This window comes from Megamonas sp. (assembly GCF_986095205.1).
Genome location: NZ_CFQVBI010000077.1, coordinates 1 through 24517, shown reverse-complemented (window position 1 = coordinate 24517; position 24517 = coordinate 1). Strand labels below are relative to the sequence as shown.

General features: G+C 32.4%; 25 protein-coding genes. 20 read left to right on the top strand and 5 right to left on the bottom strand.

Annotated elements, in window-relative coordinates:
* Positions 1–156: 156 nt before the first annotated feature.
* Together AC5LAX_RS11465 and AC5LAX_RS11460 are read left to right on the top strand one after the other, a co-directional pair.
* On the top strand, positions 157–687 hold the full coding sequence (locus AC5LAX_RS11465) for a lytic transglycosylase domain-containing protein (RefSeq protein WP_288909277.1): 531 nt from the start codon (positions 157–159) through the stop codon (positions 685–687).
* 112 nt (positions 688–799) lie between these two features.
* Positions 800–1918 carry a DNA adenine methylase gene (locus AC5LAX_RS11460; protein ID WP_167624564.1) on the top strand — a complete coding sequence of 373 codons (1119 nt, stop codon included), beginning with the start codon at positions 800–802 and terminating at the stop codon, positions 1916–1918.
* On the opposite strand, the gene AC5LAX_RS11455 is transcribed toward AC5LAX_RS11460, so the two are convergent.
* Genes AC5LAX_RS11455 through AC5LAX_RS11445 form a run of 3 tightly spaced genes read right to left on the bottom strand, consistent with a single transcriptional unit; the run spans position 1915 to position 3712 of the window.
* Positions 1915–2613 carry a DNA-methyltransferase gene (locus AC5LAX_RS11455; RefSeq protein WP_117585606.1) on the bottom strand — a complete coding sequence of 233 codons (699 nt, stop codon included), beginning with the start codon at positions 2611–2613 and terminating at the stop codon, positions 1915–1917. The genes AC5LAX_RS11460 and AC5LAX_RS11455 overlap by 4 nt on opposite strands.
* Positions 2614–2617: 4 nt before the next feature.
* Positions 2618–3481: a TdeIII family type II restriction endonuclease gene (locus AC5LAX_RS11450; RefSeq protein ID WP_018999760.1), complete on the bottom strand. Its 864-nt coding sequence runs from the start codon at positions 3479–3481 to the stop codon at positions 2618–2620.
* A gap of 24 nt (positions 3482–3505) precedes the next feature.
* Positions 3506–3712: a helix-turn-helix domain-containing protein gene (locus AC5LAX_RS11445; RefSeq protein ID WP_018999759.1), complete on the bottom strand. Its 207-nt coding sequence runs from the start codon at positions 3710–3712 to the stop codon at positions 3506–3508.
* 372 nt (positions 3713–4084) lie between these two features.
* Here AC5LAX_RS11445 and AC5LAX_RS11440 point away from each other — a divergent pair, with 372 nt between their 5' ends.
* The 10 genes from AC5LAX_RS11440 to AC5LAX_RS11395 all read left to right on the top strand — a co-directional run bounded on the left by AC5LAX_RS11440 (position 4085) and on the right by AC5LAX_RS11395 (position 14588).
* Positions 4085–5047 carry an aspartate carbamoyltransferase catalytic subunit gene (locus AC5LAX_RS11440; RefSeq protein WP_008539980.1) on the top strand — a complete coding sequence of 321 codons (963 nt, stop codon included), beginning with the start codon at positions 4085–4087 and terminating at the stop codon, positions 5045–5047.
* Positions 5031–6323: a dihydroorotase gene (locus tag AC5LAX_RS11435; protein WP_266286663.1), complete on the top strand. Its 1293-nt coding sequence runs from the start codon at positions 5031–5033 to the stop codon at positions 6321–6323. Before AC5LAX_RS11440 ends, AC5LAX_RS11435 begins: the two co-directional genes overlap by 17 nt.
* A gap of 18 nt (positions 6324–6341) precedes the next feature.
* On the top strand, positions 6342–7409 hold the full coding sequence (gene carA / locus AC5LAX_RS11430) for a glutamine-hydrolyzing carbamoyl-phosphate synthase small subunit (protein ID WP_018999756.1): 1068 nt from the start codon (positions 6342–6344) through the stop codon (positions 7407–7409).
* 4 nt (positions 7410–7413) lie between these two features.
* On the top strand, positions 7414–10665 hold the full coding sequence (carB, locus tag AC5LAX_RS11425; RefSeq protein ID WP_018999755.1) for a carbamoyl-phosphate synthase large subunit: 3252 nt from the start codon (positions 7414–7416) through the stop codon (positions 10663–10665).
* A 130-nt stretch (positions 10666–10795) separates the two neighbouring features.
* Entirely contained in the window at positions 10796–11509 is a 714-nt protein-coding gene (gene pyrF, locus AC5LAX_RS11420) for an orotidine-5'-phosphate decarboxylase (RefSeq protein WP_115151995.1), read from the top strand.
* 2 nt (positions 11510–11511) lie between these two features.
* Entirely contained in the window at positions 11512–12087 is a 576-nt protein-coding gene (pyrE, locus tag AC5LAX_RS11415; RefSeq protein WP_008539985.1) for an orotate phosphoribosyltransferase, read from the top strand.
* Between the two features lie 6 nt (positions 12088–12093).
* On the top strand, positions 12094–12768 hold the full coding sequence (locus AC5LAX_RS11410) for a hypothetical protein (protein ID WP_167624566.1): 675 nt from the start codon (positions 12094–12096) through the stop codon (positions 12766–12768).
* A gap of 174 nt (positions 12769–12942) precedes the next feature.
* A complete protein-coding gene (locus tag AC5LAX_RS11405) occupies positions 12943–13218 on the top strand; it encodes an OadG family protein (RefSeq protein WP_115151993.1) in 276 nt (91 codons plus the stop codon).
* Between the two features lie 63 nt (positions 13219–13281).
* On the top strand, positions 13282–14400 hold the full coding sequence (locus AC5LAX_RS11400) for a sodium ion-translocating decarboxylase subunit beta (protein ID WP_018999751.1): 1119 nt from the start codon (positions 13282–13284) through the stop codon (positions 14398–14400).
* A gap of 23 nt (positions 14401–14423) precedes the next feature.
* Entirely contained in the window at positions 14424–14588 is a 165-nt protein-coding gene (locus AC5LAX_RS11395; RefSeq protein ID WP_008539989.1) for a hypothetical protein, read from the top strand.
* 109 nt (positions 14589–14697) lie between these two features.
* On the opposite strand, the gene AC5LAX_RS11390 is transcribed toward AC5LAX_RS11395, so the two are convergent.
* A complete protein-coding gene (locus AC5LAX_RS11390; protein ID WP_117585609.1) occupies positions 14698–15948 on the bottom strand; it encodes a pyridoxal phosphate-dependent aminotransferase in 1251 nt (416 codons plus the stop codon).
* 291 nt (positions 15949–16239) lie between these two features.
* On the opposite strand from AC5LAX_RS11390, the gene lysA reads away from it, so the two are divergent.
* On the top strand, positions 16240–17502 hold the full coding sequence (gene lysA, locus AC5LAX_RS11385) for a diaminopimelate decarboxylase (RefSeq protein ID WP_115151991.1): 1263 nt from the start codon (positions 16240–16242) through the stop codon (positions 17500–17502).
* An 81-nt stretch (positions 17503–17583) separates the two neighbouring features.
* Here the strand turns inward: lysA and clpX are convergent, their stop codons facing one another.
* Positions 17584–18903, bottom strand: a complete 1320-nt coding sequence (gene clpX / locus AC5LAX_RS11380; protein WP_266286667.1) for an ATP-dependent Clp protease ATP-binding subunit ClpX — start codon at positions 18901–18903, stop codon at positions 17584–17586.
* A 218-nt stretch (positions 18904–19121) separates the two neighbouring features.
* On the opposite strand from clpX, the gene rpmE reads away from it, so the two are divergent.
* The 7 genes from rpmE to AC5LAX_RS11345 form a co-directional block, all read left to right on the top strand.
* The gene (gene rpmE / locus AC5LAX_RS11375) at positions 19122–19322 is read left to right on the top strand and encodes a 50S ribosomal protein L31 (protein ID WP_008539999.1); all 201 of its coding nucleotides are present in this window, start codon (positions 19122–19124) and stop codon (positions 19320–19322) included.
* A gap of 101 nt (positions 19323–19423) precedes the next feature.
* Positions 19424–20362 (top strand): DUF1385 domain-containing protein, encoded by a 939-nt coding sequence (locus AC5LAX_RS11370; protein WP_288909274.1) that lies wholly within the window; start codon positions 19424–19426, stop codon positions 20360–20362.
* 112 nt (positions 20363–20474) lie between these two features.
* Entirely contained in the window at positions 20475–21542 is a 1068-nt protein-coding gene (prfA, locus tag AC5LAX_RS11365) for a peptide chain release factor 1 (RefSeq protein WP_008540005.1), read from the top strand.
* 1 nt (position 21543) lies between these two features.
* Positions 21544–22425, top strand: coding sequence for a peptide chain release factor N(5)-glutamine methyltransferase (prmC, locus tag AC5LAX_RS11360; protein ID WP_288909272.1), 882 nt, complete (start codon positions 21544–21546; stop codon positions 22423–22425).
* Positions 22410–23447, top strand: coding sequence for an L-threonylcarbamoyladenylate synthase (locus AC5LAX_RS11355; protein ID WP_288909271.1), 1038 nt, complete (start codon positions 22410–22412; stop codon positions 23445–23447). The genes prmC and AC5LAX_RS11355 overlap by 16 nt, the downstream gene beginning before the upstream one ends.
* Positions 23448–23553: 106 nt before the next feature.
* Positions 23554–24000 carry a ribose 5-phosphate isomerase B gene (gene rpiB, locus AC5LAX_RS11350; RefSeq protein WP_018999744.1) on the top strand — a complete coding sequence of 149 codons (447 nt, stop codon included), beginning with the start codon at positions 23554–23556 and terminating at the stop codon, positions 23998–24000.
* 66 nt (positions 24001–24066) lie between these two features.
* The coding region (locus tag AC5LAX_RS11345) for a PLP-dependent aminotransferase family protein (protein WP_493263857.1) at positions 24067–24517 on the top strand (451 nt) is incomplete at its 3' end.

Here is a 24517-nt window from a genome sequence, read left to right as displayed (position 1 = left end):
GAACTATGGGGATAGCTCGGAGATACTGTATTCGTTAGAATACTTGACCGAGAACCCCGCGACTTTAGTCGTGGGAGGTTCAGGAGTGAGAGGATACACCATCAAGTAAATATTAAGACAAAACGTAAAATGAGTTTTTTGAAAAAATTATTGCTAATGATTTTAGTATTAGCTAGTTTAAGTTATTTTATTTGGCAAAATGAGGATTTTCAACGAAAATATTTATATCCATATGATTATCAAGATACAATAAATTTTTATGCAGATAGATATGAAGTAGATAGAAATTTAGTAGCAAGTGTTATTTTAGCGGAAAGTAAATTTCGTCAAGATGCTACTTCTGTCCATGGGGCTAGAGGTCTTATGCAAATCATGCCAGAAACTGGTAGCTGGATTGCTACGCAAATAGAAGATGATAGTTTTTCTGTAGATAAATTGTATAATGTGAATATGAATATAAAATATGGTACATGGTACTTATCTGAATTGCAGACAGAATTTGAAGGTAATGAAGTATTAGCTCTTGCAGCATATAATGCAGGTAGAGGAAATGTATATGAATGGATGGAAAAATATCATTGGGATATAAATTTTAAAGATTATACAAAAATACCTTTTCCTGAGACAAGAGAATATGTAAAACGTGTACTAGAAAATAAAAAACATTATAATAAGTTATATAAATAAAGAAGGCTATATATTATGAATAAATCATGATATATAGCTTTCTTCACATATAAAAAATAATATGATAGAATAAGATGCTAAAAAAATAGAATTATAATATGAAGGAGATATTGTGAAACCTATAATAAAGTGGCCAGGTGGAAAATCTGGAGAAATTAAAAATTTTGAATATTTAATTCCAAAATATGATAGATATATTGAGCCTTTTTTTGGTGGTGGTGCATTATTTTTTCATTTATCACCACAGAAAGCTTTGGTAAATGATATATCAAAGTCTTTAATTAATTATTATGAATTAATTAAAAATCAGGATAATCAGTTGTATAAATTATTAATTAATTATGATAAAAGTTTTATGGATTTATTATCATTTTGTAATAAATTTTATAATGATATATTAGAAATATATATAAAAACTAGAGATAAAAATTATAAAAAAGAAAATATTGTATATGATTTAAAAATTTTCTCTAAAAAATTAATGCAAAATTTTGATTTAGAATTTTATAATACATTGCTTATAGACAAAAATGAATTTTTTAGACAGATAATAGAAACAGAAACAAATAAAATATTAAGAGTTGTAAAGTTAAATGAAAAGAAACCATTATTAGAAGAGGATTTGAGGGATAATTTAATAACTGGTTTTATGAGTGGTTATTATATGTATTTTAGAAAGGTGTATAACGATATTAACTTAAAAAGAAATACATCATTATCTAGAGCATATCAAGTAGCTAATTTTTACTTTATAAGAGAATATTGCTATGGCTCTATGTTTAGATATAATAATAATGGTGAATTTAATATACCATATGGAGGAATATCTTATAATAAAAAAATATTAAGAAATAAAATCGAAAATATGTTTAATGAAGAAATTAAACATGTTTTTCAAAATACTAAAATATATTGTTTAGATTTTGCAGATTTCTTTAAACAAGTACAGGTAACTGAAAATGATTTTATCTTTTTAGATCCACCATATGATACAGATTTTTCAGATTATGAAAATAGACAGTTTACAAAAGATGATCAAATACGATTAGCAAATGAGTTAAAAAAAATAAAAGCTAAGTTTATACTAGTAATAAAAAATACAGATTTCATTCGAAATCTGTATGAAAATAATTTTAATATAATATCTTTTGATAATACTTACACATATAATGTACGTGGTAGAAATACAAGAGATGTTGAACATTTAATAATAACAAATATTATTGATTAATGATAAACAGAGTTTAATCTATCAAAGCAAGCTTTAAAATATGTTTTATTTATTTCGCATCCAGCAAAACGTCTGTTTAATTCTAAAGAAGCAATACCAGTTGAACCAACTCCCATGAATGGATCGAAAATTAAATCTTTAGGATTACTGGCAATAGATATAAGATGTTTTAAAAGTTTTATTGGTTTTTGTGTTGGATGATATGGAGATTTTAATCTCTCAGGATAGGAACAAATAGGGCATTCAAAAAAATTATGCATTTCTTTTTGTGTAGAAAAATTCCAAGTATGACCTTTATTCCATAGACAAACAATGAGTTCACAACTATTTAGAAATCCATTTTTATATATTTTAGGCGGTGGATTAGTTTTATGCCAGATAAAAATTTGAAAAGTATCAAATTCTTTATCGAAAGCTTCATGCCACTGTCCTAATTTATTATAACCAGTAAAGATAAAAATATTTCCAGTTGGTTTTAAAATACGTTTAAAATCATATACTAAATTATGTGGATTTATTGAATTTTTATCCCAATTTGCAATATCATTATTGATGGGTTTTCGTTTAGGCAAAAAAATATTTCCTGTTGAATATTGAGCTATATTATAAGGTGGATCAGTTAAAATTAAGTCAATGCAATTATCAGGAATTGTTTTCATTAAATTAAAACAGTCATCATTTATTAATTTAAACAAAATATTAATCCTTTATGATTTTATTTATTAATGTATTGATATGTTCATTGAGATTTAATTCTACTAAAGCATCGTGATAAATTTGTTCAAAGGTGTAAAAATCTATATCATTTGGCAAAATTTTATTCCAAAAATTAGAACCAATTAGAAACATAGATGGATAATTTAGATGTTTTTTTACACTACCAGTCCAAGTATTGCCTTCACCATTTTTGTTGTAAAGAGCTACAAAATAAGCATTACAGTTAGTTATACCCATATCTACATAAATGGTTAGTAGTTTTTCTACATTAGATGGTGCGTTAGAACTATCTAAATCGCCACCAGCTTTAAGTTCGGATATATTCCAATTTTGACCATCAAAAAAAGCTAAATCTACAGGTTTTGTATAAATTGTATTAGTTTTGTATTTTATAGATAAAGGATAAAGTTCATTTTTAATTTTTGCTTGCGTAACACGGCTTTCAATGCGATTTTTTCCTTTACCATATGCTTCATTGTTAGCACGGAAAGAAGCTATTTCACCACGTAGATTGCCATTATTTGTATCGACATCTGTAATAATGATTTGACCATTGATAGAATGGGGATCTAGATTGTGTTTTAGATTTCTAGGATTAACAATAGTGGGCACATTTTCTTTACCAAATTTTAATCGAGCAATTCTTTTAGCACAAGCTTCAATAGCAAAACCACTTTTAGATTCAAAACTACTAACGAAAACCATGTTAGCCATTATACGCTTATCCATTTGTGAAAGTAAAAAATTATTTGTTTTGTTTTTGTAATTTTTAGAAAAATCTTTTTGTATACTATCAATTACTTTAGAAAATTCTTCTATTATAATAAGTTTAATTTTTTGTCTCATAAAAATATCCTTCCTTAGTGTAAATTAAAGTTCTTGAAATAATTCAGATAAAGAAATATTTAATCCTTTAGCTATTTTTTCTATATTTAAAATAGAAATATTTCTTTTTCCTTTTTCAACGCTAGCAAAATATGTTCTGTCCATATTAATAGAAAGAGCAAATTTTTCTTGGCTTAAGCCTAATTGCAAACGTTTTTCTTTTATACGTTGCCCTAATTTTTTTCTTATCATAAGAACTCCTTTAGAATTTATGATTTTAAATAAATCGTATAAATGTTATGTATATAAATCAACGGATTATAAGTAACAATAACGATGGTAATTTTTGAATAAACATTTATAATATTTTTTAAAATAATTTGGAATAATATAGATAATTTTTGATATAATAATTAAAGAAGATATGCAGGCATTTTTATTTGACAGGATTACTAGTTTATGATAGTATTTGAGTAATAAAAATATAGCCCTTTAAAAAAATCCAGCGAGGTTGAAAGGGAGCACTATATATCTTTATATTGCGCTATCAGTAGCTTTCTTATGCCTTCGCATAGGAAGGCTTTTTTTGATTTTGGGTTTCATTTAAAGTGCGAAGGAGTGACTATGTTGAGTAGAAACAGCGTTTCATTACGTGGTAAAAATATTCTTGGATTAGAATATTTTTCTCCGGAAGAAATCGAATTAGTGTTGGACACAGCAAAAGAAATGAAAAATATCATTCATCGTGATATTAAAAAATTACCAACATTAAGAGGAAAATCAGTTGTTACTTTATTTTATGAACCAAGTACAAGAACGCGTACTTCGTTTGAATTAGCAGGCAAATATCTAAGTGCAGATGTAGTAAATATTACATCTAGTACAAGTAGTATTGTTAAAGGTGAAAGCCTTCGCGATACACTGCTCACACTTGAAGATATGGGCGTTGATGCTATCATCATGCGTCATAGTGCCGAAGGTGCAGCTGAATATGCAACTAAAGTTGTAAGCCCAGTTATCATAAATGCAGGGGACGGAGCACATGCACATCCATCTCAAGGATTGTTGAATTTATTCACAATTAGACAACATAAAGGAACTTTAAAAGGTTTAAAAGTTGCTATTATTGGGGATATACTTCATAGCCGTGTAGCTCGTAGCGATATTTGGGGTATGAGAAAAATGGGCATAGAAGTTCATCTTGCAGGTCCAAAAACATTATTACCAAGATATTTAGCTGAAGAACCTGGCATTTTTGTACATGACCGTGTGGAAGATGCAATTAAAGATGCTGATGTAATTAATGTTTTACGTATTCAACTTGAACGTATGAAATCAGGTTTATTCCCATCTCTTCGTGAATATGCACGTATCTTTGGCTTGAATAAAGAACGTTTAGCTTTAGCTAAAAAAGATGTATTAATTCTTCATCCAGGTCCAATGAATAAAGGTGTAGAAATTTCTCCAGAAATTGCTTATGGTTTAAATTCTGCAATTCAAGACCAAGTACAAAATGGTGTTGCTGTTCGTATGGCTTTATTAACTCTAACTTTAACAGGAGGAAAAGACAATGAAATTACTGATTAAAGGTGGACGAGTTATAAATCCTGGCAAAGATTTTGATGCTGTCAGTGATGTCCTTGTAGAAAATGGTAAAATCGTAGCTATTGGTGAAAATTTAGAAGCCAGTGATGCAAAAGTAATAGATGCTAAAGGTAAAGTAGTAGCTCCAGGCTTTATTGATATGCACACTCATCTTCGTGAACCTGGTCAAGAAGCTAAAGAAGATTTTGCTTCTGGCTCTAAAGCTGCTGCTGCTGGCGGATTTACAACAGTGGCAACAATGCCAAATACAAAACCTGTAGTAGATAATGCAATCTTAGTAAATGGATTAAAACAACGTGCTCAAGATGAAGGCGTAGTGCATATTGAAGTTATTGGTGCACTTACTAAAGGGCAAGAAGGAAAAGAATTAGCAGAAGTCGGCGATATGGCACAAGCTGGTGCTGTAGCTTTTTCTGATGATGGTCATTTTGATAATAATTGCAAATTAATGCTCAATGCTATGGATTATTTAAGAACTTTTGATAAAGCAATTATGTCTCATGCAGAAGAAACAAGTCTTGTAGCAGAAGGTGTAATGAATGAAGGACATCGTTCTGCTATGCTCGGTATGAAAGGTAGACCAACAGTAGCAGAAGATATCGCAGTAATGCGTGAAATTTTGTTAGCTGAATATGCTGATGCATGGGTGCATATCTCTCATATTAGTTCTAAAAATGCAATTGATATGGTTCGTCAAGCTAAAAAACGTGGTGTGAGAGTTACAGCAGAAGTAACACCTCATCATTTAACTATGACTGATGAAGTGGTAGATCCAACAGATTCTTCAACAAAAGTAAATCCACCTCTTCGTGGACAAGCTGATGTAAATGCAGCTCTTGAAGGATTAAAAGATGGTACTATTGATATCATTGCAACAGATCATTCACCACATGCTCAAGAAGAAAAAGATCGTGAATATAAATTTGCTCCAAGTGGATTCCCAGGTCTTGAAACTGCACTTGGCGTATTATTAACAGATTTATATCATAAAGATTTAATTTCTTTAAATGAGCTTGTAGCTAAAATGAGTTATATGCCAGGTAAATTATTCTTCGATGGTAAACGTGGTATCTTAGAAGAAAATGCTATGGCAGATATAACTATTTTTGACCCAGAACTTGAATGGACAGTAGAAAAAGAAAAATTCTACACAAAAGGTTCTCATAGTCCATTTGTAGGTCGTACATTAAAAGGTAAAGCCGTTATGACCATTGTTGAAGGCAATATTGTAATGGATAATGGTGAAATTATAGCTTAATAATTTGGAGGTGCTCTTTTGAAAGGCAAATTAGTATTAGAAGACGGAGCAGTTTTTTATGGCGATATGCTTGATGAAAGACCTGTTTTAGGTGAAGTTGTATTCAATACTGGTATGACAGGTTATCAGGAAATTTTAACTGACCCATCTTATTGCAGTCAAATCGTTACACTCACTTACCCATTAATCGGTAACTATGGTGCAGCAAAAAAATTCAATCAATCTCGTAAATGTTTCTTCAATGGTTTTATCATTGGCGAACTTTGTGATATTGGTAGCAACTGGCAAAAAGAAGAAGAATTAGCTGAATTCTTAAAAGCACAAGATATTCCTTGCTTATATAATGTAGACACTCGTGCTGTTACTCGTCATATTCGTTCTTTAGGTGCTATGAAAGGTGTTCTTGTACCTGAAACTGCAACTCAAGAAGAAATTGACGCTTTAATGAAAAATGAAATTCCAAAAGAAGTAGTAAAAATTGTTACTACACCAAAAACTTATAAAATGGAAAATCCAGGCGGTCCACATGTTGTAGTTATGGACTTTGGTATAAAACAACATATTTTAGATTCTCTTCATGGCATTGGTTGTGATTTAACAATCGTTCCAGCTGATACTAAAGCTGATGAAATCATGGCTTTAAATCCAGATGGTATCTTCTTATCCAATGGCCCTGGGGATCCAAAAGATTTACCAGAAATTATTGAAGTAGTACGTGAAATTGCAGGTAAAAAACCTACATTTGGTATTTGTCTTGGTCATCAGTTATTATCCTTAGCTTTTGGTGCAGATACTTATAAATTAAAATTCGGTCATCGTGGTTCTAACCAACCAGTTAAAAACTTACTCACTGGTAGAGTTCATATTACATCTCAAAACCACGGTTATGCTGTAGATGAAGAATCTTTAAAAGGATTGCCACTTGAAGTAACACATAGAGCTGTAAACGATGGTACAGTAGAAGGTATTCGTCATACACAATTACCTATTTTCTCTGTACAATATCATCCAGAGGCTTCACCAGGTCCAGATGATAATAGATATTTATTTGACCAATTTTGGGCAATGCTTCAGAAAGGGGAATAATTAAGTGCCAAAAAAACAAAATCTAAAAAAAGTAATGGTTATCGGTTCTGGTCCTATTATCATTGGTCAGGCTGCTGAATTTGACTATGCAGGTACACAGGCTTGCCGTGCATTAAAAGAAGAAGGACTTGAAGTTGTACTTGTAAACAGTAACCCTGCTACAATTATGACAGACAAAGATATCGCTGACCGTGTATATATAGAACCTCTTACAGTTGAATTTTTAGATGAAATTTTAGCAAAAGAACGTCCAGATGGTTTACTTGCGACATTAGGTGGTCAGGCTGGTCTTAACCTTGCTGTAAAATTATCTGAAGCAGGTCTTTTAGAAAAATATAATGTTGAATTATTAGGTACTTCTTTGGAAGCTATTGAACGCGCTGAAGACCGTGAGCTTTTCAAAGAAACTATGCAAAAATTAGGTGAACCAATTCCAGAAAGTACAATCGTTGATGATGTCGCTTCTGCTGTAGATTTTGCAAATCAGATTGGTTATCCTATTATCGTACGTCCAGCATATACTCTTGGTGGTACTGGCGGCGGTATTGCAGAAAATGAAGAAGAATTAATTGAAATCGTTATTCGCGGTTTAAAATACAGTATGATAGGTCAAGTACTTATCGAACGTAGTGTTGCTGGTTGGAAAGAAGTAGAATACGAAGTTATGCGTGACTCCAATGATAACTGTATCGTAGTCTGCAACATGGAAAACCTTGATCCAGTTGGTGTGCATACAGGTGATAGTATCGTAGTTGCTCCATCTCAGACACTTACTGACCATGAATATCAAATGCTTCGTAGTGCATCTTTACGTATTATTCGTGAACTCGGTATCGAAGGTGGATGTAATGCACAGTTCGCATTAGATACAAAATCCAATCAATATTATGTAATCGAAGTTAACCCACGTGTTAGCCGTTCTAGTGCGCTCGCTTCTAAAGCTACTGGTTATCCAATTGCTAAAGTTTCCGCTAAAATTGCTATCGGTTATACTTTAGATGAAATCACAAATGCAGTAACTAAGAAAACAAAAGCTTGCTTTGAACCTTCCTTAGACTATTGCGTAGTTAAATTCCCTCGTTGGCCATTCGATAAATTCGTATATGCTGACCGCACTCTTGGTACACAGATGAAAGCAACAGGTGAAGTTATGTCTATCGACCGTTGCTTTGAAGGTGCATTATTAAAAGCAGTACGTTCTCTTGAAATCGGTGTAAATCGCTTACACATTGATAAAATTGATACTTGGAGCGATGAAGAACTTAAAAATCATTTATCTCGCATCAATGATGAACGTTTATTTGTTATCGCTGAAGTATTACGTCGTGGCATTTGTGATATTGATGAAATCAATGCAGTTACAAAAATTGATAAATGGTTCTTACGTAGAATTAAAAATATCACAGATACAGAAATTGCACTTGCAAAAGACGGCTTAACAGAAGAAAACTTACGTCGTGCAAAACGCTATGGTTTAGCAGACCGTTCTATTGCTGAAATTGTAGGCAAAGAAATGAATGAAGTTCGCAACATGAGAAAAGATATCAATCTTTTACCTTGTTATAAAATGGTTGATACTTGTGCTGCTGAATTTGAAGCTGCTACACCATATTATTACTCTACATTCCATGCTCAAGAAGATGAAGTACAGACTACAAACAAACGTAAAGTAATCGTTTTAGGTTCTGGTCCAATCCGTATTGGTCAGGGTGTAGAATTCGACTATTGTTCCGTTCATTCTGTATGGGCACTTCGCAAAATGGGTATTGAAGCAATCATCATTAACAATAACCCAGAAACAGTAAGTACAGACTTTGATATTTCTGATAGACTCTATTTTGAACCACTTACAACAGAAGATGTTTTAAATATCATTGATAAAGAGCAGCCAGAAGGTGTTATCGTTCAGTTTGGTGGTCAGACTGCAATCAACCTTGCAGCATCTTTAAAAGCTGCTGGCGTAAAAGTATTCGGTACATCTGTTGATGATATCGACCGTGCTGAAGACCGTGAACGTTTTGATGAAGTATTAGAACAGACTAATATCGCAAGACCTCAAGGTGCTAGCGTAACAAATGTTGAAGATGCAGTAAAAGCAGCTGAAAAAATCGGATATCCTTCCATGGTTCGTCCATCTTACGTACTTGGTGGTCGTGCAATGGAAATCGTATATAATGAAGATGAATTACGCGATTATATGAACCGTGCTGTAAAAGTTACACCAGATCATCCTGTACTCATCGACCATTATATGCAAGGTACAGAAGTAGAAGTTGATGCTATTGCTGATGGTGAAACAGTAGTAATTCCAGGTATCATGGAACATATCGAACGTGCTGGTGTTCACTCTGGAGATAGTATTGCGGTATATCCTCCACAGACTTTATCTTCTAAAGTAATCTTTACTATCATTGACTATACAAAACGTCTTGGCTTAAATCTCAATGTTAAAGGTTTATTAAATATCCAATACGTTGTAGTAAATGATAATGTATATGTAATCGAAGTAAATCCTCGTTCTAGCCGTACTGTACCATTCTTAAGTAAAGTTACAGATATCAATATGGTAGAACTTGCTACTCGTGCAGCATTAGGTGAAAAACTTACAGACCTTGGTTTAAAATCTGGTCTTGTAGAACCAAAACCATATGTAGCTTTAAAAGCTCCTGTATTCTCCTTTGCTAAGATGCAAGATGTAGATATTTCCCTTGGGCCTGAAATGAAATCCACAGGTGAAGTAATGGGTATTGACTACCATTATGCACGTGCTTTATATAAAGCTATCACAGGTGCAGGTATGAATATTCCTCATGAAGGAACAATTCTCTTCACTGTAGCTAATAAAGACAAAGAAGAAATGAAACAATTAGGTAGAGCTTTTGCTGAACTAGGTTTCAAAATTGCAGCTACAGAAGGTACAGCTAAAGCATTAAAAGAAGTAGGCGTAGAATCTTCTATCGTATATAAAGTTCATGAACGTGGACAAAATGTAGGCAGTGATCGTAGCAGCGATATCATTAAAATGATTAAAGCTGGCGGTATTAATATGGTTATTACTACACAAACTCCAGGTCAGAAATTCGCTAAAGATGGTTTCAGAATTCGCCGTGCTACTGTAGAACATGGTATTGCATGTCTTACATCTTTAGATACTGCTTGGGAAGTATTGCGTGTATTGAGCTTCATTCGTGAACGTCGCTTAGTATATTCTTTAGCACTTCAAGATTATATTGGTCGTGGCGATGAACTAGCATAATTTAACGTAAAATTTATACGCCGATAGGATTTCTTATCGGCGTATATTTGTAAAAATACACATTGCAATGTCGAGTTTATATTGTTGGATAATTGTAGTAAATTCAATTAAATGATAACGAGGTATTTTTATGGTAAAAGATAAATTAATCGTTGCTCTTGATTTCCATACAAAAGAAGATGCACTCGCTTTAGTTGATAAATTAGGCGATAGTGTTGTTTTCTATAAAGTAGGAATGGAATTATTCTATAGAGTAGGTTCATCTATTATTGAAGAATTGAAAAAACGCAATAAAAAAATCTTTTTAGATTTAAAATTGCATGATATTCCAAATACAGTAGCACAAGGATTATGTTCACTTTTATATCAAGGTGTAGACATTATGAATGTTCATGCTTCAGGTGGATACACTATGATGAAAACAGCAGCAGATACAGTGCGTGCTGAAGCTAAAAAAATGGGTATTGAAGCACCAAAAATCATTGCTGTAACAATTTTAACAAGCATTAATGAAGCTGATTGGGAAGGTCTTGGTCAAACTGTTTCTATAAAAGATCAGGTAATTCGCTTAGCAAAACTCACTAAAGAAGCTGGACTTGATGGTGTAGTAGCATCACCACAAGAAGCAAAATTCATTCGCGAAGCTTGTGGCGAAGATTTCCTCATTATAACACCAGGTGTGCGTCCTGCTGGTGCTTCTATTGATGACCAAAGCAGAATTGCAACTCCAGCTAGAGCTTTAGCAGATGGTGCTACTCATCTTGTTGTAGGCAGACCAATAAGAGCAGCTCAAAATCCAGTGGAAGCTGCTGAAAATATATTAAAAGAAATGGAGAATGCTTAATCATGACTGAACAAGAAGTAAAAGAATTATTAATAAAAACTAATGCTATTATGGAAGGTCATTTCCTTTTAACTTCTGGACTTCATAGCCCAATGTATGTAGAAAAATTCAATGTGTTACAGCAACCAAAATACACAGAACAGCTTTGTAAAGCACTTGCTGAATATTTTGCTGATAAAAATATTGATACTGTAGTAGGCCCTATGACTGGTGGTATTTTACTTGCCCATGAAGTTGGTAAAGCACTTGGTACAAGAGCTATTTTCACAGAACGTGTTGATGGTAAAATGACTTTCCGTCGTGGTTTTAGCTTAAAACCAGGTGAAAGAGTTGCTATCGTTGAAGATATCGTTACAACTGGTGGTTCTGTAAGAGAAGTTATTGATGTAGTAAAAGCTGAAGGTGCTATTCCAGTAGGTGTAGGTCTTCTTGTAGATAGAAGCGGTGGTAAAGCTACATTTGAAGATGTTCCTGCTCATGCACTTTTACATCTTGATGTTACAACTTATAAACCAGAAGAATGCCCACTTTGCCATGATAACGTACCTATGACAAAACGTGGTCGTACTGGTAAATAATTTTTAATGAAAAAAGAACAATTAGAAAAAGTCCAGGCTGAAGTTTCGGTCTGGACTTATTTGCAATCTTTACCACCTGAGAAAAACAATTTTAAATTAAAAATATTGATGCAAGAAGTGGCTGATACATTTTTAATTTATAGTTATGAAAATGATGATTTAAAACGAAAAACAACGATTTATTATCATGAAGAAACAAAAGAATATAAACTGTTGGTAACTATTGGTCTTACAGAATTTTGTGCGATAGAGTATATTTCTGAAAGTCTTGATAAGCTGGAAATAATTCTAAAAGAGCGATTTGATAATCTATTAGGAGATATTTCTCATTTTAATAGAGATCATATAAGTTCTATTATTGAAGATAAGGCTATTATGGATTGGGAATATATTGATAATTTACCAAAAGAAATAGATGGTTTTAAATTATTTATCAGTCCTAAAGAGCCTGTGAAGATAATAAATGGTTCATATATTATCATTGATTATTGCGATTTTAGTAAAGAAAGTAATTTTATTATTTATTACAATGTTTTTAGAGATGAATTTTTTGGTGAAGCACGTTTACATCGTATACCAGAGGTAACATATGAATATGATTGCTCAGAACTAAAAGATCTAGAAGCACTTTTGGCAAAGAATTTGCAAGTGACTTTGCATAAAATTCGTGAGCGTATATAAGAGATATCGAAGGGTATCTCTTTTTTTTTATAACAAAATGTAATAGAAAACCAAAAACAATGTAATTGTTTTTCAATAAATTAAAAAATTTTTGAAAATTTTTTCGCCTTAGAAGGATTTAAATTTTTTATAAAGAATTAGTAATATATATAATTTCAGAAGGGTGGAATAAATATGGACGCACCAAATCCTGTATTAATCATGGTTATTAATATGACAATAGTATTTGCAGTATTGTATATTCTAGGCTTATTTATTAGGCTAATACATGTCATTGACCCTACTAAAATAAAAAAAGCTGAACCTAAAAAAGAAGCGATAAAGCCAGTTGAGCAGGTTCAAGTGCCTAAAGATGATATGGCAGATAAAACTTTAGCAGCAATAATAGTTACTTCTTTAATGGCTTATGGATGTAAAGATTTTGAAATAAAATCAATAAGAAAATTATAGTATTATGCAATATAATCATAGAGCTATAAAGAAAGTATATAAAAGAATGGGAGGCATTATAATATGGATGCTTTTTTAGTAGCAATTCAATCTGTTTGGACAGATAGTGGATATGTAGCCTTGAATATGGGAAATATTACTATGATAGTAGTTGGACTTATTTTATTATATTTAGCAATTGGTAAAGGTTATGAACCTTTACTTTTAACACCAATTGCATTTGGCTGTGTATTAGCAAATTTCCCTAATAATGGTTTCCATGAAGGTGTTATGTGGGCTATTGGTCAAGGTATTCAGATGGAAATTTTCCCACCACTTATCTTTTTGGGTGTAGGTGCAATGACTGATTTTGGACCGCTTATTGCTAATCCTAATACATTGATGTTAGGAGCTGCTGCACAATTTGGTGTGTTTGTGGCTTTAGGTGGAGCAATGTTACTTGGTTTTAATGTTCAAGAAGCAGCTTCTATTGGTATTATTGGTGGTGCTGATGGCCCTACAGCTATCTACTTAGCAACAAAATTAGCTCCAGATTTATTAGGTGCTATAGCAGTAGCAGCATATTCATATATGTCCTTAGTACCACTTATTCAACCACCTATTATGCGTTTATTTACAACTAAAGAAGAACGTGCTATAAAAATGGGTCAGTTAAGAGAAGTTACTAGATTTGAACGTATTGTATTCCCTATTATGGCTACAATCATTATAAGCTTATTATTACCACCTATCGCTTCCTTAATTGGTATGTTGATGCTTGGTAATTTATTCCGTGAATCTGGTGTTACAGATAGATTATCTGATACATCTCAAAATGCACTTTGTAATATAGTTACTATTTTCTTAGCATTAGGTACAGGTCTTACAATGTCTGCAGATAAATTTTTACGTTTACAGACTGTAGAAATTATTTTCTTAGGTTTAGTTGCATTTGCTGGTGGTACAGCAGCTGGTGTATTATTTGGTAAAGTAATGTGTAAATTAAGTGGTGGCAAAATTAATCCACTTATTGGCTCAGCAGGTGTATCCGCTGTGCCAATGGCAGCTCGTGTATCTCAAATTGAAGGTCAAAAAGCAAATCCTAGTAACTATTTATTAATGCATGCTATGGGTCCAAATGTTGCAGGGGTAATTGGTACAGCAGTGGCTGCAGGTACTATGCTTGCTATGTTTGGTGGCTGATAGAGATAAAGGAGTAATTGATAATGAAACAAAAAAGATATCATGTAATTGTAAGCGGTACAGAATTTTTTCTTGATGTAGAGCAAATAGGTGGTACACAAGACGTTCCTATGATTGGTAGACAAGAAAATAATATTAGTTGGAATAGATATGGTAGAGAACATATTAATCCTTCACAGAAAAAATAGCTAATAATAAAATAAAAATATATATGCAATAAAAAAGGTAAGTTACTTAATATAATTAATAAAGCAACTTACCTTTTTTGTTTATATTTAATTAGAAGTGAAAATTTTATTATTTACCTTCAACAAAGTTTAAAGCATTTAATGTTTTTTGAGCAATACCATGCATTTTTTCAGCAGAGATAGAGCAAACTGCAATTCTTACACCGCGTTTTAATGGTACAGCGAAGATTAAATCGTCATGTAATTTATCGCAAACAGCAGCAGGATCGATAGATGGAATGGATAAGAAGAAACCTGCTTTATAAGGTAATGCTTTAAGACCACAAGCTTTTGCTTCTTCCATGAAGATTGCACCACGTTGTTTAATAGTCTGATAAATAGCATCGCGTTCTGCTTCAAATTGAGCAAGTAAAGTTTTATCTTGATCGATAGCAGCAAGTGTAGCCATAGCGCCACGGTTGATATTAGACCATGTAGCACGGCTTGTATATTTGCAGACATTTAAAAATTCAGTAGTGAGTTCTTTGCTAGAAGAAAGACCAACCATAGCACCAGTACGTTGACCATAAAGTGTATAACCTTTAGACATACTGAAAGCGAAAATAGTGAAGATATTTTCAGGAAGATTGGAGAATTTTCTCATGAATTTGCGACATTCATTTTTTTCACCAGCATAGTCGATATAAGCAATATCTACAAGTAAAGTGATTTTTTTGTTACCACCTTTAGCATGTTCTTTACAAACATCAAGAACTTTATCCCAATCTTCTTCAGATAAGCTATATCCTGTTGGATTATGTGCAGGAGTATTGATGATGATAAGTAAGGAGTCTTGGTCAGCTAAAAGAGTATTTACTTTATCTGTGAAACTTTCGATATTATAGTTCATATTTTCATCGAAAAGTTCATATGTTTCTAATTTACGGCCAGCTTCTTGACATAAAACGTTATAAGTACCCCAATACCAATCAGAAGTTAAAACGCTATCGCCAATTTCAGAATAATTCCAAATGGTATTATGTATAGCACCAGTACCACCAGCAGTAGCAACAGCTTCAAGGTATCCGTCTGGTTTATTATCAGCAAATGTAAGATTTTTTACAGCTTCAAGATATGCAGGAAGACCAATGATAGGAGCATAAGCAGCAAGTTCATTTGTAGGTAAGGAGCGAAGAACTTTTTCTACTGTAGGAATGCAAATAAGTTTGCCTTCATCATCCATAATAGCACCAATTGTACCATTAGTTACTTTGTCTGCTCCATATTTTTGAATAGCTTCATTGCAAGCAGCGCTTGCACCAAAAATAACATCTTTCAAAACTTTTCCTGTACTATGAGATGCAACCATACTAAAACTCATATGTAAATTCCTCCTAAATATAAAAGACAAAATTTATTTGATTAATAACACTGTTAAATGGGAACTCTTATGATTATACTACAAATTGTAAATTTTTTTTATATATATCCATCATGTATACATGTATATTTTTTTATTCATTATGTTTTAAGTTAGTGGATTTATTCTAATTATAAATTGACTAAAGTTCTCAATAAATGTTATAATCAGCTTATTATCTGTTAACATGTAACAATTTTAGAATACAGATATAAAGATTATGTAATAAATATAAAATCAGGAGGCAAATAAATGGCAATTAAAAAATTTCCTATTTCTCAAGAAAGATTAGAAGAAATTATAAAAAAATATCCAACACCTTTCCATATTTATGATGAAAAAGCAATTCGAGCAAATCTCCGCCGTTTTAAAAAGGCTTTTGATTGGGCTCCTGAATTTAGAGAATATTTCGCAGTAAAAGCAACACCAAATCCTCGTATTTTACAGATTATGCAAGAAGAAGGAGCAGGTGCAGACTGTTCTTCTTTACCAGAATTATTACTTGCAGATGCGTCAGGTATACATGGTGAAAAAATAATGCTCACTTCTAATGATACTCCAGCAGATGAGTTTCAAAAAGCTATTGAATTAGGTGCTATTATCAATTTAGATGATATTACACATATTGAATATTTAGAGAAAAATGCTGGTATGCCACAAGTTATGTCTTTTAGATATAATCCTGGTAATTTAATTGAAGGTAATGATATCATTGGTAAACCAGAAGAAGCTAAATATGGTTTGACTAAAGAACAGATGCTTGAAGCTTATAAAATAGCTATGGATAAAGGTGTTAAACGTTTTGGTCTCCATACAATGGTAATTTCTAATGAAACTAGACTTGAAGGTTTATTATTAAATGCTAAAATTGTTTTTGATTTAGCTGCTGAAATCGCAACTAAATTAGGTATCAAATTTGAATTCATCAATTTAGGTGGCGGTATTGGCATTCCTTATCGTCCTGAAGATAATGCTGTAGATTTAGAAGCATTAGGTGAAGGCGTGCATAAATTATACGATGAAATTTTAGTGCCAGCAGGTCTTACTACTACTGCTATTGCTTATGAATCAGGTCGTGCAATAACAGGTCCTTATGGTTATCTTGTATCTACTGTATTGCATCAGAAAAACACTTATAAAAATTATATTGGCTTAGATTCTTGTATGGCAAATCTAATGCGTCCAGCTCTTTATGGTTCTTATCATCATATTGTTGTTGTTGGCAAAGAAAATGAACCTTGTGATCATGTATATGATGTAACTGGTTCTTTATGTGAAAACAATGATAAATTTGCTATTGATCGTAAATTACCTAAGATTGATATTGGTGATCGCATTGTTATGTTTGATACAGGTGCACATGGTCATGCAATGGGCTTCAATTATAATGGTAAATTGCGCAGTGCAGAATTGTTATTACATGAAGATGGTTCTGTAGAATTAATTCGCCGTGCAGAAACAATTGAAGATTATTTTGCTACATTATATTATGATGGTTCCGTTTTAAAAAAATAATAGATAATAAATAAGTAAAATAAAAATGAAACCTCGTTAAAAGTTATTATAAAGCTTTTAACGAGGTTTTATTATATAAATTTATTCGGATTTTGTTTGTGTATCGTCTGTAGATATTGGCTCTATTTTAGGTTGAGTGTGATTTTCAATACAATCTTTGGTGATAATAACTTTTCTAGGTTCATCAGATTGAGGAATTTCGTACATTATATCAAGCATAACATCTTCTAAGATACCGCGAAGACTTCTAGCACCAGTTTTGCGTTCGATAGCTTTTTTAGCTACAGCTAAGAGTGCATCATGTTCAAATTCTAATTTTACTTTATCCATAGCTAATAATTCTTGATATTGGCGCACAGGTGCATTTTTTGGTTCAGTTAAGATTTTTAATAAATCATCTTCAGTGAGTTCTTCAAGTGTGCAGATAACAGGTAAACGACCGATAATTTCTGGAATGATACCGAATTTTATCAAATCTTCTGGGCGAACTTTATGGATTAAATCATTAAATATTGGTTTATCATTTTTAGTTTTAACATTTGCACCAAAACCAATACCACTGTTATCTGTTTTTAAACGTTTGGCGATGATTTCTTCAATGCCGACGAACGCACCGCCAACAATGAATAATATATTAGTAGTATCTACTTTAATAGTAGGAGCTTCTGGATGTTTACGTTGTCCTTGAGCTGTGAATTCAACAACGCCACCTTCCATCATTTTTAAAAGACCTTGTTGTACACCTTCATGACCAGGATCTGCGGTGATAGAGTTATTAGCACCAGACTTACGAGCAATTTTGTCAAATTCATCAAGATAGATTATACCATGTTCAGCTTTTTCAATATTTTTGTCGGCAGCATAGTAAAGATTTCTTACAGCTACTTCAACATCAGAACCGACAAAACCTGCTTCTGTGAGGCTAGAAGCATCAGTTACAGCAAATGGAATATCTAAGAGTTTAGATAAATGTTGAAGCATAGCTGTTTTACCACAACCAGAAGGACCAAGCATAATTACATTAGATTTTTCAATATTCATATCGCGTTTATCATGAGTATAACCATATTTCATGCGTTTATAGTGATTATATACAGCAACGGATAATATTTTTTTAGCGCGGTCTTGATTGATGATATATTGATCTAAGAATTCTTTGATGACATGAGGTTTATTTTTAGCTAAGATATCATCAAGACTATTTACGAATTTGCGATTTTGAGATTTTTCATCACGTTTATCATGTTCAACAATATATCCATAAATATCTTTGATACAATTTTTACAGATAGCAAAACCTGTTTGAGGGTCATAAATAGGCATATCATATTGGGAACGTATAGTTATATTGCGTTTACAAAAACTACATACATGTTGCAAATCATTATTATTTTTCTTCATAAAAAACTTATCCCTTCTCTATTATCAAATAAAAACATTATATCAGATTTTATAATTAACTTATTTTATTATAAGTATTTACAACGATATTTGCAATTACTATTGATTGTTGATAAAAAATATTGTAAACTAATGTAGTTCGTATAACTAAAGCTTGCAAGTATGTCAAGTCTGTGATATAATCAATCAGTAAATGTCAGAGAGTGAGGTGCGACAGAATGAAACAAGGAATCCATCCTGATTATAAAGAAACTACAGTTATCTGTGGTTGTGGCAATACTTTTAAAACTGGCTCTGTTAAAGGTGAATTACGTGTAGACGTTTGCTCCAAATGTCATCCATTCTTCACTGGTCGTCAACGCGACATGGCAGCTGGTGGACGTATTGAAAAATTCAACAAACGTTATGGCAAAAAATAAAAATACGAATGCTAAGCAGAGCAGAAATGCTCTGCTTCATTTATATTTAAAAATAAATACTAATTATAGATTTATAATTAAATAAGGTAGGTGGATTTTAAGTGTCAGAAAAATTAATGGTAGGTGGACAAGCTGTAATTGAAGGTGTAATGATGCGTGGACCTAAAAAAGTGGCAACAGCAGTAAGAGAACCTTCTGGCGTAATTACAGTTGATGTAAAACCAATAAATTCTCTAGCAGAAAAATATCCTATATTTAAAAAGCCATTTTTCCGTGGCATATTATCCTTAGGTGAGTCATTAGTTATGGGGCTTAAATCCTTAACTTATTCAGCACAGATGGCAGGAGAGGAAGAAGCAGATAAGCTTACAAATAAAGATATTGCAATTACTATGGCTATATCTTTATGTGCAGCTATTTTATTATTTGTAGTAATTCCTACAGCTTCTGTTAATTTGATTACTACAGATAGTCATGTGGTTATGAATTTATGGGAAGGATTAGTCCGCATGATTGTTTTCTTCTTATATATATATGGCATATCGAGAGCTAAAGATATTCAAAGAGTATTTCAATATCATGGCGCTGAACATAAAACAATTCATGCTTATGAAGCTGGCGTTGAATTGATACCAGAAAATGTACAGAAATTTTCTCGATTACATCCACGTTGTGGAACATCATTTTTATTAATTGTTATGATTGTCAGCATTTTTATGTTTTCTTTCTTAGGTTGGCCAAGCCTTTGGGAACGTATTATTTCTAGGGTTTTATTATTGCCAGTAGTAGCAGGTATATCTTATGAATTAATTCGTTTTGCTGGTCGTTCTAAAAATAAAATAGTACATGCTATTTCTTTGCCAGGTTTGTGGTTACAGTATCTAACAACTAGAGAACCTGACGATTCAATGATAGAAGTTGCTGTAAAATCTCTAAAGGCTGCTATTGAAGTAGGAGAAACAGTAAAAGTAGAAACTAAAAATGATGATACTATAGATAAACAAAATTTAAATGATTTGAAAGTAAATGCTAGTATTTGATATAGTATTTTATTATAGAAATAAATAAATGTGTAAATTAAAATTAGCGGAAGGTTTTTATTAGCCTACCGCTAATCTTTTAGTTGAATAAAATTAATGAGGTGGAAAGGCATTGTTAGATAAGTTACAAGCAGTTGAAGATAAGTATTTAGAATTGGAATCTTTGATTAGTGACCCAGATATTATTGCAGATATGCCAAAATGGCAAAAATATAATCAAGAACATGCTGCACTTACTGAACTTGTGGATAAATTCCGTGAATACAAAAAAATATGCAAAACAATAGATGAAGATAAAGCTATGTTTGATGAAGATATAGATGATGATATGAGACATATGCTTGAAGATGAAGTAAAAGAATTATCTGCACGTAAAGAAGTATTAGAAGGCGAGTTTCCTATTTTATTATTGCCAAAAGACCCAAATGATAGTAAAAACGTTATCATGGAAATCCGTGGTGGTGTAGGTGGCGAAGAGGCTGCTCTTTTTGCTGGTGATTTATTCAGAATGTATTCTCGTTATGCAGAAATGCAGGGCTGGAAAGTTGAAATGCTTGATGCAAATCCTACAGAACTTGGCGGATTTAAAGAAGTATCTTTCTGTATCAATGGTTATGGTGCTTACAGTAAATTAAAATATGAAAGTGGTACTCATCGTGTACAGCGTGTACCACAGACTGAGTCTTCTGGACGTGTGCATACTTCAGCCGTTACAGTAGCAGTTTTACCAGAAGTTGAAGATGTAGAAGTAGATATTAAAGCAAATGAATTGCGTATTGATACTTATTGTGCTAGTGGTGCTGGCGGTCAGTATGTAAACAGAACAGAAACAGCTGTACGTATTACTCATATCCCAACTGGTATCGTAGTACAATGTCAAGATGAAAAATCTCAGCTTAAAAATAAAGAAAAAGCGATGAGAGTACTTCGTGCAAAAGTACAAGAACAAGCTCAACAAGCACAAAATAATGAAATCGCAGCAGATAGAAAATCTCAAGTAGGTTCAGGCGATAGAAGTGAGCGTATCCGCACATATAACTTCCCTCAAGGTCGTGTAACAGACCACCGTATTGGACTTACACTTCATAAATTAGATTTTGTTTTAAATGGTGAAATTGATGAAATCATCAATGCACTTATAACTGCTGATCAAACTGAAAGATTAAAACAGGTAAAATAATATGGAAAAATCAAGAGATGTATGGACTATAAGTTCTTTGTTGAATTGGACAATTAATTATTTTAAATCAAAGGGTATAAAGTCTGCTCGTCTTGATGCTGAAGTGCTTCTGTCTCATGTTTTGGGACAGAAGCGAATTTATTTGTATGTGCATTTTGATGAGCCTATGGAAGCAAAAGAATTGGCAAAATTTCGTGAATATGTAGCTAAAAGAGCTCGCCATATACCTGTAGCTTATATTTTAGGTCAAAGAGAATTTATGGGATTTGATTTTAAAGTTACAAAAGATACTTTGATACCTAGACCTGATACTGAAATTTTAGTAGAAAATACTATAGCTAAAGTAAATGAAAATTTTGGTGATAAACAAAGTTATGATATTGTAGATATTGGCACAGGTAGTGGAGCAATTATTTTATCTTTACTCAAAAATTTGCCTAGAGCAAAAGGTTTTACAGTGGATATTTCTGCGAATGCTGTAGCTGTAGCTAAAGAAAATGCTCAGAATTTGCAAGTAGATGATAGATGTGAATTTTTTGTAGGCGATTTATTTGAGCCAGTAAAAGATAAAGTTTTTGACGTGATTGTATCTAATCCGCCATATATTCCGCAGAAGGATATAGCAACTTTAGAAATTGATGTTAAAGATTATGAACCATTATCGGCACTTACAGATAATAAAGATGGGTTGAGCTTTTATCAAAGATTATTTACTCAAGGCATGAAATATTTGAAAGATGGTGGTTTTATGGCTGTGGAAATAGGTATTTATCAAGCTGAACCTGTGAAACAGATGGCAATAGATAATGGTTGGCAAAATATAGAAATCATCAAGGATTATGCAGGTATTGACAGGGTGGTATTGGCATGGAAACAGAATTAATAAAAATAAATTCAATAGATGATGAAGCTTTAAAAAGAGCTGGGCAATGTATAAAAGATGGTGGTTTAGTAGCCTTTCCAACAGAAACAGTATATGGATTAGGCGGAGATGGTTTAAACGAAGTGGCAGCTAAAAATATATATTTAGCTAAAGGAAGACCATCAGATAATCCTTTAATTTTGCATATCAATGACCAAAAAATGTTAGGTCGCATTGTGAGCGAAGTAACACCAATGGCAAAAAAGATAATGACTGCTTTTTGTCCAGGCCCTATCACGATTATTTTACCGAAAAGCGATATCGTACCAAAAGCAGTAACTGGTGGTCTTGATACTATAGCAGTACGTATGCCAGATAATGATATAGCTAGAGCTTTGATTAAATATGCTGATACACCAATAGCAGCACCAAGTGCCAATATTTCAGGTAGACCAAGTCCAACAACAGCACAAGCTGTTTATAAGGATTTACAAAGTAGAATAGATATGGTTTTAGATGGGGGAGCTTGCCAATTTGGTGTAGAGTCTACAATTGTAGATTGTACAGAAGATGTTCCTATCATTTTACGACCAGGGGCTATTACTAAAGAAATGTTAGAAGAAATTTTCCCTGTAGTAAAAATTGATAAAGCTATTGTTGGAGCTAATGTAGTACCAAAAGCTCCGGGCATGAAATATAAACATTATGCACCTAAAGTAGATATGATTTTAATTGAAGGTGATAACAAAAAGATGTCATCATCAATAAAAGAAATTTTGCATAAGTATGAAAATGAAGGAAAAAAAGTTGGCTTACTTGTAAGTGATGAAGTGGCTAATGAATTAAATCATCAAAATACTTTTTCCTATGGTAGTCAAGAAAATTTAGCGCAAATAGCTAGTGCAATATATGAAGGTTTGCGCTATTTTGATGATAAAGATGTAGACATAATTTTAGCGCAAGGTACAACAGATAAAGGCATAGGACTTGCTATTATGAATAGACTTCATAAGGCTAGTGGCTTTAATAGTATTTTTATTTAATCCTTTGATTAACTTTTGTATTATGATAAAATAATCATAGTATGAAATAATTGAGCTTTAGCTATTAAAGCTATAAGGAGGGAAAGACTGGATACAGTCGATTAAGATGAAATTAATTATTGGTAGTGACCACGGTGCTGTGGATTTAAAAGAAGAAGTAAAAAGAGTATTAAAAGAAGAATTTGCTGAAGTAGAAGTAGAAGATGTAGGAACTTTTGGCACAGAATCTGTAGATTATCCAGATGTCGCTGAAAAAGTTTGTACACCAGTAGCTAATGGCGAAGCTGATAGAGGTATTGTACTTTGCGGTACAGGTATTGGTATTTCTATTGCTGCAAACAAAATCAAAGGTATTAGAGCTGCTCTTTGCCATGAAACATATACAGCAAAAATGTCTCGTGAACATAATAATGCTAATGTTTTAGCAATGGGTGGACGTACAACTGGTTTTGAAATTGCAGATGAAATTGTGCGTACATGGATGAAAACTGAATTTGCTGGCGGTCGTCATGAACGTCGTGTAAATAAAATCATGGCTTTAGAAGCAAAATAATAAAATCAATCTCTAAAATTAATTATTATAAATAATTAATAACCCTTTAGGTGGAGGAATAATTATATGGATTTATTGAAAAATTTAGATGTTGTTGATACAGAAATACAAGAAGCCATCAACAAAGAACTTTCTCGTCAACGTGATAAATTGGAAATGATCGCTTCAGAAAATATTGTAAGTAAAGCTGTTATGCAAGCTCAAGGTAGTGTACTTACAAATAAATATGCAGAAGGTTATCCAGGTAAGCGTTATTATGGCGGTTGTGAATATGTTGATGTTGTAGAACAATTAGCTATAGATCGTGCTAAAAAATTATTTGGTGCAGAATATGCAAATGTACAACCACATTCCGGAGCACAAGCAAATACAGCAGTATATTTTGCTTTGCTACAGCCAGGAGATACTATTTTAGGTATGAACCTTACAGATGGTGGTCATTTAACACATGGTAGCCCTGTAAATATTTCTGGTAAATATTTTAAAATTATTCCTTATGGTGTAGATAAAGAAACTG